The organism is Lelliottia sp. EB106-05-01-XG201 (genome assembly GCF_058791735.1).
Genome location: NZ_JBYTDV010000001.1, coordinates 3,236,211 through 3,252,243, shown reverse-complemented (window position 1 = coordinate 3,252,243; position 16,033 = coordinate 3,236,211). Strand labels below are relative to the sequence as shown.

17 protein-coding genes and 5 tRNA genes are annotated in these 16,033 nt (G+C 53.3%); 19 read left to right on the top strand and 3 right to left on the bottom strand.

Features of this window, described 5'->3' with window-relative positions; genetic code table 11:
• The first annotated feature begins 491 nt into the window (after window positions 1-491).
• From cydA to pnuC, 18 genes are all read left to right on the top strand, one after another.
• Window positions 492-2,060 (top strand): cytochrome ubiquinol oxidase subunit I, encoded by a 1,569-nt coding sequence (cydA, locus tag AC3WS9_RS15300; RefSeq protein ID WP_492490338.1) that lies wholly within the window; start codon window positions 492-494, stop codon window positions 2,058-2,060.
• Window positions 2,061-2,075: 15 nt separating this feature from the next.
• The gene (gene cydB / locus AC3WS9_RS15295) at window positions 2,076-3,215 is read left to right on the top strand and encodes a cytochrome d ubiquinol oxidase subunit II (protein ID WP_282494094.1); all 1,140 of its coding nucleotides are present in this window, start codon (window positions 2,076-2,078) and stop codon (window positions 3,213-3,215) included.
• 14 nt (window positions 3,216-3,229) lie between these two features.
• Window positions 3,230-3,343 carry a cytochrome bd-I oxidase subunit CydX gene (gene cydX / locus AC3WS9_RS15290; RefSeq protein WP_095281280.1) on the top strand — a complete coding sequence of 38 codons (114 nt, stop codon included), beginning with the start codon at window positions 3,230-3,232 and terminating at the stop codon, window positions 3,341-3,343.
• Between the two features lie 136 nt (window positions 3,344-3,479).
• A complete protein-coding gene (ybgE, locus tag AC3WS9_RS15285; RefSeq protein ID WP_282494139.1) occupies window positions 3,480-3,761 on the top strand; it encodes a cyd operon protein YbgE in 282 nt (93 codons plus the stop codon).
• A gap of 149 nt (window positions 3,762-3,910) precedes the next feature.
• Complete coding sequence (gene ybgC, locus AC3WS9_RS15280) at window positions 3,911-4,315, top strand: tol-pal system-associated acyl-CoA thioesterase (RefSeq protein ID WP_032617092.1); 405 nt, start codon at window positions 3,911-3,913, stop codon at window positions 4,313-4,315.
• Complete coding sequence (gene tolQ, locus AC3WS9_RS15275; protein WP_100777167.1) at window positions 4,312-5,004, top strand: Tol-Pal system protein TolQ; 693 nt, start codon at window positions 4,312-4,314, stop codon at window positions 5,002-5,004. The genes ybgC and tolQ overlap by 4 nt, the downstream gene beginning before the upstream one ends.
• A gap of 3 nt (window positions 5,005-5,007) precedes the next feature.
• Complete coding sequence (gene tolR, locus AC3WS9_RS15270) at window positions 5,008-5,436, top strand: colicin uptake protein TolR (RefSeq protein WP_095281284.1); 429 nt, start codon at window positions 5,008-5,010, stop codon at window positions 5,434-5,436.
• A gap of 28 nt (window positions 5,437-5,464) precedes the next feature.
• A complete protein-coding gene (gene tolA / locus AC3WS9_RS15265) occupies window positions 5,465-6,733 on the top strand; it encodes a cell envelope integrity protein TolA (RefSeq protein WP_282494093.1) in 1,269 nt (422 codons plus the stop codon).
• Between the two features lie 134 nt (window positions 6,734-6,867).
• Entirely contained in the window at window positions 6,868-8,160 is a 1,293-nt protein-coding gene (gene tolB / locus AC3WS9_RS15260; protein ID WP_285153564.1) for a Tol-Pal system beta propeller repeat protein TolB, read from the top strand.
• 35 nt (window positions 8,161-8,195) lie between these two features.
• Complete coding sequence (gene pal / locus AC3WS9_RS15255) at window positions 8,196-8,717, top strand: peptidoglycan-associated lipoprotein Pal (protein ID WP_003858578.1); 522 nt, start codon at window positions 8,196-8,198, stop codon at window positions 8,715-8,717.
• 9 nt (window positions 8,718-8,726) lie between these two features.
• Entirely contained in the window at window positions 8,727-9,521 is a 795-nt protein-coding gene (gene cpoB / locus AC3WS9_RS15250; protein WP_282494091.1) for a cell division protein CpoB, read from the top strand.
• A gap of 162 nt (window positions 9,522-9,683) precedes the next feature.
• Window positions 9,684-9,759: transfer RNA gene (locus tag AC3WS9_RS15245), tRNA-Lys, on the top strand.
• Window positions 9,760-9,893: 134 nt separating this feature from the next.
• Window positions 9,894-9,969, top strand: a tRNA-Val gene (locus AC3WS9_RS15240).
• 3 nt (window positions 9,970-9,972) lie between these two features.
• A tRNA-Lys gene (locus AC3WS9_RS15235) sits at window positions 9,973-10,048 on the top strand.
• 29 nt (window positions 10,049-10,077) lie between these two features.
• A tRNA-Lys gene (locus AC3WS9_RS15230) sits at window positions 10,078-10,153 on the top strand.
• A 29-nt stretch (window positions 10,154-10,182) separates the two neighbouring features.
• A tRNA-Lys gene (locus tag AC3WS9_RS15225) sits at window positions 10,183-10,258 on the top strand.
• Between the two features lie 195 nt (window positions 10,259-10,453).
• Window positions 10,454-11,497, top strand: coding sequence for a quinolinate synthase NadA (nadA, locus tag AC3WS9_RS15220; RefSeq protein WP_492490337.1), 1,044 nt, complete (start codon window positions 10,454-10,456; stop codon window positions 11,495-11,497).
• A 37-nt stretch (window positions 11,498-11,534) separates the two neighbouring features.
• On the top strand, window positions 11,535-12,254 hold the full coding sequence (pnuC, locus tag AC3WS9_RS15215; protein ID WP_282492220.1) for a nicotinamide riboside transporter PnuC: 720 nt from the start codon (window positions 11,535-11,537) through the stop codon (window positions 12,252-12,254).
• Here pnuC and zitB read toward each other — a convergent pair.
• Together zitB and AC3WS9_RS15205 are read right to left on the bottom strand one after the other, a co-directional pair.
• Entirely contained in the window at window positions 12,251-13,189 is a 939-nt protein-coding gene (gene zitB / locus AC3WS9_RS15210) for a CDF family zinc transporter ZitB (RefSeq protein ID WP_492489153.1), read from the bottom strand. The two genes, pnuC and zitB, sit on opposite strands and share 4 nt — an antisense overlap.
• A 107-nt stretch (window positions 13,190-13,296) precedes the next feature.
• Window positions 13,297-13,695 carry a YbgS-like family protein gene (locus AC3WS9_RS15205; RefSeq protein WP_282492526.1) on the bottom strand — a complete coding sequence of 133 codons (399 nt, stop codon included), beginning with the start codon at window positions 13,693-13,695 and terminating at the stop codon, window positions 13,297-13,299.
• A 317-nt stretch (window positions 13,696-14,012) separates the two neighbouring features.
• Here AC3WS9_RS15205 and aroG point away from each other — a divergent pair, with 317 nt between their 5' ends.
• The gene (aroG, locus tag AC3WS9_RS15200) at window positions 14,013-15,065 is read left to right on the top strand and encodes a 3-deoxy-7-phosphoheptulonate synthase AroG (RefSeq protein ID WP_282492222.1); all 1,053 of its coding nucleotides are present in this window, start codon (window positions 14,013-14,015) and stop codon (window positions 15,063-15,065) included.
• 62 nt (window positions 15,066-15,127) lie between these two features.
• On the opposite strand, the gene gpmA is transcribed toward aroG, so the two are convergent.
• Window positions 15,128-15,880 (bottom strand): 2,3-diphosphoglycerate-dependent phosphoglycerate mutase, encoded by a 753-nt coding sequence (gpmA, locus tag AC3WS9_RS15195; RefSeq protein ID WP_102105244.1) that lies wholly within the window; start codon window positions 15,878-15,880, stop codon window positions 15,128-15,130.
• Between the last annotated feature and the right edge of the window lie 153 nt (window positions 15,881-16,033).

Here is a 16,033-nt window from a genome sequence, read left to right as displayed (position 1 = left end):
AAGCAACGTTAAAAAAAATCACTGTTGTTTATATCCCATTCCGCATTTGCTAACCATTACCCCGATCAAATCTACATCTCATTAACATTGCATTTACTATGGCTAATGCATTTAAACACCTTTAACAGAATCGGGCGTTTTTGATTTAAATCAATGTTTAATGCTTGGAAATGCACCCTAAAAGGCGCTAAATTGTCGGCGATCAAACTGGCTGAAAAGTGGTAAATTCGCTATATATTGATCACCGTCGTAAAACGTAAATCTCCTTCAATAAAAACCTGTTTATTGTAAGGGCTTTGCAGCGTATTATATTTGCGGGATCAATTAGAGTTTTTTCTTAACGTATTTGTAACCTTTCGTCATGGCTTTTTCCTCTTTTGAAGAATAAGTCACGAAGAAGGGAAACAGATAACTTTGTATTGGGGCATGTGTGTGAACCCTTTCGAAGGGATTCACTCTCGGAGTCTTCATGCGATGAGCAAGGAGTCATGATGTTAGATATAGTCGAACTGTCGCGCTTACAGTTTGCCTTGACCGCGATGTACCACTTCCTTTTTGTGCCACTAACGCTCGGTATGGCGTTCCTGCTGGCCATCATGGAAACGGTCTACGTCCTTTCCGGCAAACAGATTTATAAAGATATGACCAAGTTCTGGGGCAAGTTGTTTGGTATCAACTTTGCGCTGGGCGTGGCGACCGGCCTGACCATGGAGTTCCAGTTCGGGACTAACTGGTCTTACTATTCTCACTACGTTGGGGATATCTTCGGTGCGCCGCTGGCCATTGAAGGTCTGATGGCCTTCTTCCTCGAATCCACCTTTGTAGGTCTGTTCTTCTTCGGTTGGGACCGTCTGGGTAAAGTTCAGCACATGGCCGTGACCTGGCTGGTGGCCTTAGGCTCCAACCTGTCCGCACTGTGGATCCTGGTCGCTAACGGCTGGATGCAGAACCCTATCGCGTCTGATTTCAACTTCGAAACCATGCGTATGGAGATGGTCAGCTTTGCCGAGCTGGTCCTGAACCCGGTTGCTCAGGTGAAATTCGTTCACACCGTGGCCTCGGGTTATGTCTGCGGCGCGATGTTCGTGCTGGGCATCAGCTCCTACTATATGCTGCGCGGTCGCGACTTCGCTTTCGCCAAACGCTCCTTTGCTATCGCAGCAAGCTTCGGTATGGCAGCCATCCTGTCTGTTATTGTTCTGGGTGATGAATCCGGTTACGAAATGGGCGACGTGCAGAAAACCAAACTGGCGGCTATCGAAGCCGAATGGGAAACTCAGCCGGCTCCGGCAGCGTTTACTCTGTTTGGTATTCCTGACCAGGATGCGCAGGAAAACCGCTTCGCCATTCAAATCCCTTACGCGCTGGGTATCATCGCCACCCGTTCTGTTGATAAGCAGGTCACGGGCCTGAAAGATCTGATGGTGCAGCACGAAGGGCGTATCCGTAACGGTATGAAAGCTTATGCGCTGCTGGAACAGCTGCGTTCAGGCTCAACCGATCAGGCTGTTCGCGATCAGTTCAATGACGTGAAGAAAGACCTGGGTTACGGTTTGCTGCTTAAACGCTACACGCCGAACGTCTCTGATGCGACTGAAGCACAGATTCAGATGGCGACCAAAGACTCTATTCCTCGCGTGGCTCCGCTGTACTTCGCGTTCCGTATCATGGTCGGTTGCGGCATCCTGATGCTGCTGATTATCGCGGCGTCCTTCTGGTCCGTGATTCGTAACCGTATCGGCCAGAAAAAATGGCTGCTGTGTACCGCGATGTACGGTATTCCATTGCCATGGATTGCGATCGAATCCGGCTGGTTTGTAGCGGAGTATGGCCGTCAGCCATGGGCGATCGGTGAGGTGCTGCCAACGGCAGTGGCTAACTCGTCGCTGACTGCAGGGGATCTGATTTTCTCCATGCTGCTGATTTGCGGTCTGTACACCCTGTTCCTGGTGGCTGAACTGTTCCTGATGTTCAAGTTCGCACGCCTCGGCCCGAGCAGCCTGAAAACCGGTCGCTATCACTACGAGCAGTCCACTGTGACTACTCAGCCGGCACGCTAAGACAGGAGTCGTCAAATGATCGATTATGAAGTATTGCGTTTTATCTGGTGGCTGCTGGTCGGTATCTTACTGATTGGTTTTGCGGTCACTGACGGTTTCGACATGGGGGTGGGCATGCTCACCCGTTTCCTCGGTCGTAATGACACCGAGCGTCGAATCATGATCAACTCCATCGCCCCGCACTGGGACGGTAACCAGGTGTGGCTGATCACCGCGGGCGGCGCACTGTTTGCCGCCTGGCCGATGGTCTACGCAGCTGCGTTCTCCGGCTTCTATGTGGCGATGATTCTGGTGCTGGCGTCCTTGTTCTTCCGTCCGGTCGGTTTTGATTACCGCTCCAAGATCGAAGACACCCGCTGGCGCAACATGTGGGACTGGGGCATCTTCATCGGTAGCTTCGTGCCACCGCTGGTGATCGGCGTGGCGTTCGGCAACCTGTTGCAGGGCGTTCCGTTCCACCTCGATGAATACATGCGTCTGTACTACACCGGTAACTTCTTCCAGCTGCTGAACCCGTTTGGTCTGCTGGCGGGCGTGGTGAGCGTGGCGATGATCATCACTCAGGGTGCAACCTATCTGCAGATGCGTACGGTGGGTGAACTGCACCTGCGTTCCCGCGCGACCGCTCAGGTTGCCGCGCTGGTAACGCTGGTCTGCTTCGCGCTGGCCGGTGTGTGGGTGGTTTACGGTATCGACGGCTATGTCGTGACGTCGGCTATCAACCACACTGCGCCGTCTAACCCGCTGACTAAAGAAGTCGCGCGTCAGGCAGGTGCATGGCTGGTGAACTTCAACAATACCCCTGCGCTGTGGGCTATCCCGGCTCTGGGTGTGTTGCTGCCGCTGCTGACCGTGCTGACATCTCGTCTGGAAAAAGGGGCGTGGGCATTCGTCTTCTCCTCACTGACTCTGGCGTGCATCATTCTGACCGCGGGCATTGCGATGTTCCCGTTCGTGATGCCTTCCAGCACCATGATGAATGCCAGCCTGACCATGTGGGATGCGACGTCGAGCCAGTTGACGCTTAACCTGATGACGTATGTTGCTTGCGTGTTCGTACCGATTATCCTGCTCTACACCACCTGGTGTTACTGGAAGATGTTCGGTCGTATCACGAAAGAAGACATCGAAAGCAATACTCATTCCCTGTACTAAGTAAGGAGCTGAATATGTGGTATTTCGCATGGATTTTAGGGACGCTTCTTGCCTGTGCATTTGGTGTCATTACCGCGCTGGCGCTCGAACATATCGAAGCGACCAAAACCGGTGAAGAAAAGCACTGATGATGAATGTTATCGTAAAGCGATATACGACAGCATTCGGGCTGCATCGAGGCGGCAAGTCTGAGAATCCCCAGGAGCTGTCATTAGTCAGTGACTGGGGTGAGCAGACGCAGCCAACGAAGAGGCAGCCTGAATGATTAAGTATATCTATGCGGTAATGGACAAGCGCCCGTTACGGGCGCTTTCCTTAGTGATGGCACTCGTGCTGGCAGGCTGCATTTTCTGGGACCCGTCGCGCTTTGCGGCGAAGACCAGCGAACTGGAAATCTGGCATGGTTTCTTGATCATGTGGGCAGTTTGCGCGGGCGTCATTCACGGTGTGGGCTTTCGCCCGAAAGCCGTTCACTGGCAAGGTATTTTCTGCCCGCTGGTCGCTGATTTAGTGCTTCTCGCCGGACTTGTTTTTTTCTTTAGCTGAATAAGAACTGTCCGTTAATCTTATGGGCTTACCCGAGCCCATAAAAATTTACTCTCCGTTTACTTTCCCCCATTCCAAACCATCATTCCCGCGCGTATAGTAGCGAAGTTTAAAAGCTCTAAACTTTTGTTGCATTACCGGGATGTAAAGTGAATACAACGCTGTTTCGATGGCCGGTCAGGGTCTATTACGAAGATACCGATGCCGGGGGTGTGGTCTACCACGCCAGCTACGTTGCTTTTTATGAACGGGCACGCACTGAGATGCTGCGCCATCATCACTTCAGTCAGCAGGTTTTGTTGGCTGAACGAGTTGCCTTCGTGGTACGCAAGATGACGCTGGAGTATTTTGCGCCCGCCAGACTCGACGATATGCTCGAAGTCCAAACGGAAATAACATCAATGCGTGGAACCTCACTGGTCTTCACGCAGCGGATCGTCAACGCAGAGAACACAGTACTGAACGAAGCAGAAGTTCTGATTGTTTGTGTTGATCCACTCATCATGAAGCCTCGTGCGCTTCCTAAGTCTATTGTCGCGGAGTTTAAGCAGTGACTGACATGAATATCCTTGATTTGTTCCTGAAGGCTAGCCTTCTGGTTAAACTTATCATGTTGATTTTGATTGGTTTTTCAATCGCATCCTGGGCCATCATCATCCAGAGAACCCGTATTCTTAACGCTGCTGGCCGTGAAGCCGAAGCCTTTGAAGACAAGTTCTGGTCTGGTATTGAGCTTTCTCGTTTGTATCAGGAAAGCCAGGGGCGTCGTGACAACCTCTCAGGCTCCGAACAAATTTTCTATAGCGGTTTCAAAGAGTTCGCTCGCCTGCATCGTGCTAATAATCATGCACCTGAGGCGGTCGTTGAAGGGGCATCGCGTGCCATGCGCATCTCGATGAACCGTGAACTGGAATCCCTTGAAACGCACATTCCGTTCCTTGGCACGGTAGGTTCTATCAGCCCGTATATCGGTCTGTTTGGTACCGTGTGGGGGATCATGCATGCCTTTATCGCACTGGGTGCGGTGAAACAGGCTACGCTGCAAATGGTTGCTCCGGGTATCGCAGAAGCACTGATCGCGACCGCAATCGGTCTGTTCGCTGCTATTCCGGCGGTTATGGCCTATAACCGACTGAACCAGCGCGTGAACAAACTGGAACTGAACTACGACAACTTCATGGAAGAGTTCACGGCGATTCTGCACCGTCAGGCGTTTACCAGCACCGAGAGTAACAAGGGGTAAACCATGGCCAGAGCGCGTGGACGAAATCGTCGCGAACTTAAGTCCGAAATCAATATCGTACCGCTGCTGGACGTATTGCTGGTGCTGCTGCTGATCTTTATGGCGACGGCACCGATCATCACCCAGAGCGTGGAAGTTGATCTGCCGGATGCGACAGAATCACAGGCGGTGAGCAGCAATGATGATCCACCGGTCATTATTGAGGTTTCCGGCGTGGGGCAATACAGCGTTGTGGTCGAGAAAGATCGTATGGATCAGTTGCCGCCAGAGCAGGTTATTGCCGAAGCGCAGCGCCGCCTGGAGTCAAATCCGAAAACGGTCTTCTTAATCGGTGGCGCCAAAGATGTGCCTTACGATGAAATTATTAAAGCGCTGAACTTGCTACATAGCGCGGGTGTTAAGTCGGTAGGCTTGATGACGCAACCGATCTAATCATCTGCACAGTTTTTGGGAACCGATAGTGTCAAAGGCAACCGAACAAAACGACAAGCTTAAGCGAGCGATCATTATCTCCGCGGTGCTGCATGTGATTCTTTTTGCAGTGCTGATCTGGAGTTCGTTCGATGAGCATATTGACGCGTCAGCCGGCGGTGGTGGGGGCTCTTCCATCGACGCCGTCATGGTGGACCCAGGCGCGGTAGTGCAAAACTATAATCGTCAGCAACAGCAGCAGGCGAGTGCAAAACGTGCAGAAGAGCAGCGTGATAAACAGGCGCAACAGCAAGCCGAGGAACTGCGTGAAAAGCAGGCCGCGGAGCAGGAGCGTTTGAAGCAGCTCGAGAAAGAACGTTTGCAGGCGCAAGAAGCGGCGAAAGAGCAGGCTGCCGAACAGAAACAGGCTGAAGCCGCCGCGCAAAAAGCGCAAGAGCAGCAGAAGCAGGCAGAAGAGGCGGCCGCTAAAGCCGCAGCCGATGCCAAGGCAAAAGCAGATGCTCAGGCGAAACAAGCCGCCGATGCGGCGAAGAAAGCCGCTGCGGATGCACAAAAAGTCGCAGAAGCAGAAGCCGTGAAGAAAGCCGCCGCCGACGCAGAGAAAAAAGCACAAGCAGAAGCAGCGAAGAAAGCCGCTGCTGATGCACAGAAAAAAGCAGAAGCTGAGGCCGCGAAGAAAGCCGCTCAGGAAGCGGAGAAGAAAGCCGCTGCCGATGCTGCGAAGAAAGCGGCTGCAGCAGAGAAGGCTGCCGCTGAAAAAGCCGCTGCTGCTGAGAAGGCTGCAGCGGACAAAAAAGCCGCTGCCGCTGAAAAGGCTGCTGCAGATAAGAAAGCTGCTGCCGATAAAGCCGCAGCCGCCAAAGCTGCCGCAGCGAAAAAAGCTGCAGCGGAGAAAGCTTCGGCATCCGATGTTGACGACCTTTTCGGTGACCTGAGTTCAGGTAAGAATGCGCCGAAATCGGGCGGTGGGGCGAAAGGAAGCAATGCATCGCCAGCAGGAAGTGGTAACACTAAGAATAACGGCGCTTCAGGCGCTGAAATCAATGGCTATGCCTCGCAGATTAAATCGGCGATTGAAAGTCGATTTTATGATGCTTCATCTTATGCCGGTAAAACGTGTACGCTGCGGATAAAACTGGCACCGGATGGCATGTTACTTGATATTCAGTCCGAAGGTGGCGATCCGGCCCTGTGTACTGCTGCGCTGGCAGCGGCACGTCAGGCGAAGATGCCAAAACCACCTTCGCAAGCCGTCTATGAAGTCTTTAAAAATGCGCCGCTGGACTTTAAACCTTAAGTCACAATTTCTCCGTGCAAACGGGGAAAAATAGACCAGGTTTAGTCACAGGGTTCTGGTAGTTTTGTCTATTTGAGTTTGTTAACATTCTGCTAAATTATCGCGGGTAAGGTTACCCGGGTAAGGGAGATATGATGAAGCAGGCATTACGTGTTGCAGTAGGTTTCTTTATGCTGTGGGCAGCTGTGCTGCACGCAGAGGTACGCATTGAGATCACCCAAGGGGTGGACTCCGCGCGTCCAATTGGCGTTGTTCCGTTCCAGTGGGCAGGCCCTGGCGCTGCACCTGAAGACGTTGGCGGCATTGTTGCGGCTGACTTGCGTAACAGCGGCAAATTCAATCCATTAGATCGTTCTCGTCTGCCACAGCAGCCGGGTACCGCTCAGGAAGTTCAACCTGCTGCCTGGTCCGCACTGGGTATTGATGCCGTGGTCGTGGGCCAGGTGACTCCGAATCCGGACGGTGGCTACACAGTGGCGTACCAGCTGGTGGATACTGGCGGCGCTCCGGGTACGGTTCTGGCGCAGAACTCGTATAAAGTGAACAAGCAGTGGCTTCGCTACGCAGGTCACACTGCAAGTGATGAAGTGTTCGAGAAGCTGACCGGTATTAAAGGCGCTTTCCGTACCCGTATCGCGTATGTGGTGCAGACCAACGGCGGCCAGTTCCCGTATGAACTGCGCGTCTCTGACTACGATGGTTACAACCAGTTCACCGTTCACCGTTCACCACAGCCGCTGATGTCTCCGGCCTGGTCTCCGGACGGTTCTAAACTGGCTTACGTGACCTTCGAAAGCGGTCGTTCAGCCCTGGTTATCCAGACGCTGTCTAACGGCGCTGTGCGTCAGGTGGCGTCGTTCCCGCGTCACAACGGTGCACCAGCATTCTCACCGGATGGTTCTAAACTGGCGTTTGCCCTGTCTAAAACAGGTAGCCTGAACCTCTACGTGATGGATATCGGTTCTGGTCAGATCCGTCAGGTGACTGATGGTCGTAGCAACAACACTGAGCCAACCTGGTTCCCGGACAGCCAGAACCTCGCGTTCACGTCTGACCAGGCGGGTCGTCCTCAGGTGTATAAAGTGAATGTAAACGGCGGTGCTCCACAACGTATTACCTGGGAAGGCTCTCAGAACCAGGATGCGGACGTGAGCAGCGACGGTAAATTAATGGTAATGGTCAGCTCCAACGGTGGGCAGCAGCACATTGCCAAACAAGATCTGGTAACGGGTGGCGTGCAAGTTTTATCGTCAACGTTCCTGGATGAAACGCCAAGTCTGGCACCTAACGGCACGATGGTAATCTACAGCTCTTCTCAGGGGATGGGATCTGTGCTGAATCTGGTTTCTACAGATGGGCGTTTCAAAGCGCGTATTCCGGCAACTGATGGACAGGTAAAATCACCTGCCTGGTCGCCGTATCTGTAAATAATAATTAATTGATTACTAAAGGAATCTTAGAAATGCAACTGAACAAAGTGCTGAAGGGGCTGATGATCGCTCTGCCTGTAATGGCAATCGCGGCGTGTTCTTCCAACAAGAATGCAAGCAACGACCAGAGCGGCGAAGGCATGATGGGTGCCGGCACTGGTATGGACGCTAACGGTAACGGCAATATGTCTTCTGAAGAGCAAGCGCGTCTTCAGATGCAGCAGCTGCAGCAGAACAACATTGTTTACTTCGATCTGGACAAGTATGACATCCGTTCTGACTTCGCTGCGATGCTGGATGCGCACGCAAACTTCCTGCGTAGCAACCCATCTTACAAAGTCACCGTAGAAGGTCATGCGGACGAACGTGGTACTCCTGAGTACAACATTTCCCTGGGTGAGCGTCGTGCGAACGCCGTTAAGATGTACCTGCAGGGTAAAGGCGTTTCTGCTGACCAGATCTCCATCGTTTCTTACGGTAAAGAAAAACCTGCAGTACTGGGTCATGACGAAGCGGCTTACTCCAAAAACCGTCGTGCCGTACTGGTTTACTAAGAGAATTGCATGAGCAGTAACTTCAGACATCAACTATTGAGTCTGTCGTTACTGGTTGGAATAGCGGCCCCCTGGGCCGCTTTTGCTCAGGCACCAATCAGTAGTGTCGGCTCCGGCTCGGTCGAAGACCGCGTCACTCAACTCGAGCGTATTTCTAACGCTCACAGTCAGCTTTTAACCCAACTCCAGCAGCAGCTCTCCGATAACCAAAACGATATTGATTCTCTCCGTGGTCAGATCCAGGAAAGTCAGTATCAGTTGAACCAGGTTGTCGAGCGTCAGAAGCAGATCCTGTTGCAGATCGACGGCATGAGCAACGGTGGCGCAGCGGCGCAACCCGCGGCGGGCGATCAGAGTGGGGCGGCGACAGCCACTCCGGCTCCTGCAGCAGATGCGTCAGCCTCCACAGGCGCGCCTGTACAGAGCGGTGACGCGAATACTGACTACAACGCAGCGATTGCCCTGGTGCAGGATAAATCGCGTCAGGACGATGCTATCGCGGCGTTTCAGAACTTCGTGAAAAAGTATCCTGATTCAACGTATCAGCCAAATGCGAACTATTGGCTCGGTCAGTTGAATTACAACAAGGGTAAAAAGGATGATGCGGCGTTTTATTTTGCCTCAGTGGTAAAAAACTACCCAAAATCACCTAAAGCCCCTGATGCCATGTTTAAGGTCGGCGTCATCATGCAGGATAAAGGCGACAGCGCGAAAGCGAAGGCCGTTTATCAGCAGGTGGTCACCAAGTACCCAGGCACCGAAGGTGCGAAACAAGCGCAAAAACGTCTTGGATCGATGGGTTGAGTGTCGCATGACCAGAAATCGCGTTATTTCTGGTCGTGCCGCCTGATTCGTAAGCAGTTAAGTGATCTTCGTCGAAATTTTTGTTGCGCTGAATTCTTAAATCAGTAATATATGCCGCCGTTGCCAAGGGATATCGAACAGCCCGAAAGCCGCGAAAAAAGTGGGTCGTTAGCTCAGTTGGTAGAGCAGTTGACTTTTAATCAATTGGTCGCAGGTTCGAATCCTGCACGACCCACCAATTAACAAAGCAGTAAGATGGTAGACGTGAAGGATAACGTTGCTTCAGCAACGGCCCGAAGGGCGAGGCGAAGCCGAGTCATCCTGCACGACCCACCACTTAAGATTTTCCTGTAGTACCCGGTAGTATACGTTGGGTGATTAGCTCAGTTGGTAGAGCACCTCCTTTACACGGAGGGGGTCGGCGGTTCGAGCCCGTCATCACCCACCATTCGGGGCGTTAGCTCAGTTGGTAGAGCAGTTGACTTTTAATCAATTGGTCGCAGGTTCGAATCCTGCACGCCCCACCAATACTACAGAATTCAGGCAGCATCCGAGCGGGTCGTTAGCTCAGTTGGTAGAGCAGTTGACTTTTAATCAATTGGTCGCAGGTTCGAATCCTGCACGACCCACCAGCCTGAATACAATTTGCCCGTCCCGAAAGGGGTCGTTAGCTCAGTTGGTAGAGCAGTTGACTTTTAATCAATTGGTCGCAGGTTCGAATCCTGCACGACCCACCAATTTTAGCATTGTGACTTGATGTTAAATCTCAGTGTAAAAAGGCGCCCTAAAGGCGCCTTTTTGCTATCCAAATATTGTGACTTTTTCCGCCCAACGCGCTATCTTGTTTAGTATACAAAACACAATTGTCGTATCTTTCGTTCAGAACGCAAAAGAGAGACATTATTGTTAAGCCAGTAAAACGAGAAGCTATGATGAGCGTGATGTTTGATCCTGAAGCCGCAATCTATCCTTTCCCGCCTAAGCCCGTGCCATTAGATCTGGACGAAAAACAGTTCTACCGTGAAAAAATCAAGCGCCTGTTGAAGGAGCGAGATGCGGTGATGGTCGCGCATTACTACACCGATCCTGAAATCCAGCAGCTGGCGGAAGAGACGGGCGGTTGTATCTCGGACTCCCTGGAGATGGCCCGCTTCGGGGCGAAGCATCCTGTCTCGACCCTGCTCGTCGCAGGCGTACGTTTCATGGGCGAGACAGCGAAAATCCTCAGCCCGGAAAAAACCATTCTGATGCCTACGCTCAACGCGGAGTGCTCTCTGGATTTAGGCTGTCCGATCGACGAATTCAGCGCGTTTTGCGATGCCCATCCAGACCGCACGGTTGTGGTGTATGCCAACACCTCCGCCGCGGTCAAAGCGCGTGCGGACTGGGTGGTCACCTCCAGTATCGCCGTCGAACTCATTGAGCATCTGGATAGCCTCGGTCAGAAAATTATCTGGGCACCGGATAAACACCTCGGCAACTACGTGCAGAAGCAAACCGGTGCAGATGTGCTGTGTTGGCAGGGCGCGTGCATCGTGCACGACGAATTCAAAACCCAGGCGCTGGCACGCATGAAGGCCTTATACCCTGACGCCGCCATTCTGGTGCATCCGGAATCACCCCAGTCGGTGGTGGACATGGCTGATGCCGTCGGCTCCACCAGCCAGCTCATCAATGCCGCGAAAACGCTGCCGAATCAGAAACTGATTGTCGCCACCGACCGTGGCATCTTCTACAAAATGCAGCAGGCGGTGCCGGACAAAGAGTTGTTCGAAGCACCGACCGCCGGTGAGGGCGCGACGTGCCGCAGCTGCGCCCACTGTCCGTGGATGGCGATGAATGGCCTCAGGGCGATTGCTGAGGGGCTGGAGACAGGCGGATCGGCCCATGAGATCCATGTCGACGCTGCGTTGCGTGAGGGCGCGTTAATTCCGCTTAACCGCATGCTCGATTTTGCGGCTACACTACGCTCCTGAGATGAGATAACGCGTATCACTACGCTCTGGGGAAAAGATGGATTTTTTTAGCACGCAGAACATCCTGGTTCACATACCGATCGGGGCGGGCGGCTACGACCTGTCATGGATTGAAGCTATCGGCACGCTGGCAGGATTGCTCTGCATCTGGCTGGCGAGTCTGGAGAAGATCAGTAACTACGCGTTTGGCCTGATTAACGTCACGCTGTTCGCAATTATTTTCTTCCAGATCCAGCTCTACGCCAGCCTGTTGCTGCAGCTGTTTTTCTTCGCCGCGAACATCTACGGCTGGTACGCCTGGTCGAGGCAAAACAGCGCGCAGGAAGCGGAGCTCCAAATCCGCTGGCTGCCGCTACCGAAAGCCATCGCCTGGCTCGCCGCCTGCGTGGTCGCCATCGGCCTGATGACGGTCTACATCAATCCGGTGTTTGGTTTCCTGACCCGCGTCGCGGTGTCAGTGATGTCGAGTCTCGGCCTGAACGTCACGATGCCCGAGCTTCAGCCGGATGCTTTCCCGTTCTGGGATTCCTGCATGATGGTGCTGTCGATCGCAGCGATGATCCTGATGACGCGCAAGTACGTCGAGAACTGGCTGCTGTGGGTCATCATCAACGTGATAAGCGTGGTCATCTTCGCGCTGCAAGGCGTTTACGCCATGTCGCTCGAATACCTGCTGCTCACCTTTATTGCCCTGAACGGCAGCCGGATGTGGATTAACAGCGCGCGTCAGCGTGGCTCCCACGCGCTGTCCAGTTAATGGTGGTGATGGTGTGGATGGTCGGGCTGCGTTTCGTTGAGATGGCAGTCCGGCCCGCTACAGGCCTGATACTCCATCTGGATCGTGACGTGCGAAATCTCGTACTGATGCTCCAGGAAGTGCTGGATACGTCCCAGCAAGGCGTCATGATCGTGCGGAGGGACCACCTGCACATGCAGGGTCATCACCGGTTTCTCACCGACCAGCCAGACATGAACATGATGCACGTCGCGCACTTCCGGAATATCCCGGCACATCTTGCGTTTCAGCGCCGGAATATCCAGCGACACGGGCGCACCCTCCAGCAGCTCGTTCACGCTCTCCCGTAACAATCCCCACGCGCTGCGCAGCACCAGGCACGAGACCAGCACCGACAGAATCGGGTCGATCGGCGTCCAGCCGGTAGAGATGATCACCAGCGCTGCCACGATAGCACCCACAGAGCCCAGCAGATCGCCCAGCACATGCAGAGCTGCTGCGCGGACGTTGAGGTTTTTCTCCGAACTGCCGCGATGCAAGATCCAGAATGCGAGGACGTTGGCCAGCAGCCCGGCCACCGCAATCACCATCATTGTCATCCCAGCAACCGGCTGCGGATCGCGGAAGCGCTGGATGGCTTCCCAGACAATCAATATGGTGATCACCACCAGGGCGATCGCGTTGACGAAAGCGGCGAGGGTAGTGAGACGCAGCCAGCCGAAGGTATGGCGCGCGTTAGGTGGGCGACGGGAAAACTGTACCGCGATCAGCGCAAACAGCAGCGCGGCGGCGTCAGTGAGCATATGCCCCGCATCCGCCAGCAACGCCAGCGAGCCGGAAACCAGTCCGCCAATAACCTCGATAACCATAAACGTGGCGGTGACGCCGAAAGCCAGCATCAAACGTTTAGCGTTTTCGTCCCCTGAAGCCTGCGAATGAGAATGCGTGTGCGCCATGAACTCTGTCCTGATGAGTAATCATACTAAGTGTAGATTTTTTAGTATTTTGCACAAAAAAGAAAGGAGAGCTTTCGCTCTCCTTCATTTATCCGATCGGGCTCGAATTACTGGGTCGTGCCGTCGGTTTTGGTATTGACGTCGTTATTCATACCGTCACCGGTTTCAACTTTCTTGTTGATATCCGGGCATTTCCCGTCTTTACACATCGAGTTTTTGTGGATCTCATCCTTGGTCATACCATCATGATTCATGGTACCGGAATCCGTCCCGTTCGGGTGCAGCATGGTTCCGCCGCTGGTCCCGCTGCCGGTATTGATGTTGCTGTTATCCACATTATTCGGAGCGACGTTCTGTTTCGCATCCGGTGCTACCTGGCCTGCCGCCGCAGCGGCGTTAGCCTGGCCGTTATTGTCGGAACTTGCTGAGTCCGCAGCCAGCGCGGCCCCGCTTGCCATGGTGAGGGTTGCGGTCAGGAAAAGGGTTGCCAGTTTAGTCATTTTCATCATGCTGCTCCTGTTCTGGTCGTTATATGCTGGATAACTTCTTCCAACAGTGCATGCGCGAAAGTATTCGCTCAGTGGTCAAAGATTCCAGAATCCGAACTTATGTCAGGATGGAATCACGTTTAAATGCACAAACAGAGTGGTTACATTTAAAAAGTTTAGGGCAGATCTCGTTATTCGCTACTTTGTCGCGTTTTTTAGCCTAATTCCAGGAATTATCCGTGCGAAGTGTAAAAGCCCGTTTACACTTCCAGGCTGACAAGTTAGATTGAAAGGATTGCATTCCTTACTAAAAATATGTCAGAGCCGGAACGAAGATGAATTATCAGAACGACGATTTACGCATCAAAGAGATCAATGAGTTATTACCTCCTGTAGCGCTCCTTGAAAAATTCCCCGCCACTGAAAACGCCGCCAACACGGTTTCTCATGCCCGCAAAGCGATCCACAAGATCCTGAAAGGCAACGACGATCGTCTGCTGGTGGTGATTGGCCCTTGCTCCATTCACGATCCTGCTGCGGCGAAAGAGTACGCGGCGCGCCTGCTGACTCTGCGCGAAGAGCTGCAGGGCGAGCTGGAGATTGTGATGCGCGTCTATTTCGAAAAACCTCGCACCACCGTGGGCTGGAAAGGGCTGATTAACGATCCGCATATGGATAACAGCTTCCAGATCAATGACGGTCTGCGGATCGCGCGCAAGCTGCTGCTGGAAATTAACGACAGCGGTTTACCGGCGGCGGGCGAGTTTCTCGATATGATTACCCCGCAGTATCTGGCCGATCTGATGAGCTGGGGCGCGATTGGCGCACGTACTACGGAATCTCAGGTTCACCGCGAGCTGGCGTCGGGTCTCTCTTGTCCGGTCGGGTTCAAAAACGGGACCGACGGCACCATGAAAGTGGCGATCGATGCGATCAACGCTGCCGGTGCGCCGCACTGTTTCCTGTCGGTCACCAAGTGGGGCCACTCGGCCATCGTGAATACCAGCGGGAACGGCGACTGCCATATCATCCTGCGTGGCGGCAAAGAGCCGAACTACAGCGCAAAACACGTCGCGGAAGTGAAATCGGGCCTCGAAAAAGCGGGTCTGTCACCGAACGTGATGATCGATTTCAGCCATGCCAACTCCAGCAAGCAGTTCAAAAAGCAGATGGAAGTGGGCGCGGACGTGTGTCAGCAGCTGGCTAACGGCGAAAAAGCGGTGATCGGCGTGATGATTGAAAGCCACCTGGTGGAAGGCAACCAGAGTCTGGAGAGCGGCGAGCCGCTGGTCTACGGTAAGAGCGTCACCGACGCCTGCATCGGCTGGGAAGACACTGATGCGATCCTGCGTCAGCTGGCGAAGGCGGTGAAAGCGCGTCGCGCCTGATCTTTTCCGACCCAATAAAAAAGCGTGGAAGGCTCCACGCTTTTTTTATGTCTGGCGAAAAATTACTTCGCTTTACCCTGGTTCGCTACCGCTGCCGCTTTCGCTGCGATTTCGTCAGCGTTACCCAGATAATAACGTTTGATTGGGTTGAAGTTTTCGTCGAACTCATACACCAGCGGCACGCCGGTTGGGATGTTCAGTTCGAGGATTTCGTCTTCGCCCATCTTATCCAGGTATTTCACCAGCGCACGCAGGGAGTTACCGTGAGCCGCAACGATCACGCGCTCACCGCTTTTGATGCGTGGCAGAATGGTGTCGTTCCAGTAAGGCACAACGCGGTCGATGGTCAGCGCCAGGCTTTCAGTCTGTGGCAGCTCAGCATCAGTCAGTTTCGCGTAACGCGGATCGTGGCCCGGGTAGCGCTCATCATCTTTGGTCAGCTCTGGTGGAGTCACCGCAAAACCACGACGCCATTGCTTAACCTGCTCGTCACCGTATTTTTCAGCGGTTTCGGCTTTGTTCAGACCCTGCAGCGCACCGTAGTGACGCTCGTTCAGTTTCCAGGATTTCTCAACCGGCAGCCAGGCCTGGTCCAGTTCATCCAGCACGTTCCACAGCGTGTGGATGGCACGTTTCAGCACAGAGGTATAAGCAAAATCGAAGCTGAAGCCTTCATCTTTCAGCAGTTTACCTGCCGCTTTAGCTTCGCTCACGCCTTTCTCAGACAGATCAACATCATACCAACCGGTGAAGCGGTTTTCGTTGTTCCACTGGCTTTCGCCATGGCGCACCAGAACCAGCTTAGTTACAGCCATATTGCACTCCTTAAGCATTTTGAATGATAACAATTCTCATTATATTGCCGTGATCGCTCAGGCGGCAACGCTTAACCCTAACCATAGCGAAAATAGTGTCTCAGTGTAAGATGCTTGTGAATTGCGGGTTATGATTTTGTCTGCGATCGGCGC